Origin of the sequence: Pseudomonas sp. UMAB-40, assembly GCF_900095275.1 — a bacterium.
GTDB classification, from domain to species: Bacteria; Pseudomonadota; Gammaproteobacteria; order Pseudomonadales; family Pseudomonadaceae; genus Aquipseudomonas; species Aquipseudomonas mandelii_B.
Genome location: NZ_LT607578.1, coordinates 81733 through 82196 on the forward strand (window position 1 = coordinate 81733; position 464 = coordinate 82196).

At 62.1% G+C, this 464-nt stretch carries 1 protein-coding gene; it reads right to left on the reverse strand.

Annotated elements, in window-relative coordinates:
• The coding region (gene tssI / locus K0F88_RS32670; protein ID WP_374039759.1) for a type VI secretion system tip protein TssI/VgrG at positions 1–464 on the reverse strand (464 nt) is incomplete at both ends.

The window sequence follows — 464 nt, forward strand, 5'->3', positions numbered from 1 at the left end:
ATCTTGATGTGCTGGTTCACGCCCACGGTCAGGTGGTCGTTCGCCCGGGCCTCGACTTTGCGGTCGGCGTAGACGGTGTGGTGTTCTTCGGCCTTGAACTCGCTGTAGCTGTTCTTCTCCACGGTGTCGTGGCGTTCGTTGCCGACGCGGATTTTCTGGTCGTGTTCGACGTTTTCGTCCCAGTCGCGCTGGGCGTGCAGGAAGATTTGTTCCTGGCCTTTCTTGTCTTCGATGCGCAGTTCGTTGAAGCCGCCACCGCCCTTGGAGCTCAGGGTTTTGAAGGTGCTGCGGGTTTTGTTCGCCGGCAGCGGGTAGGGGACGACGTTTTCCTTGTGGTACAGGCAGCCGCTGACCAGTGGTTGGTCGGGGTCGCCTTCGAGGAAGGTGACGAGCACTTCCATGCCGATCCGCGGAATGGCGATGCCGCCGTAGTGGGCGCCGGCCCAGGCGGAGGAGACGCGCAG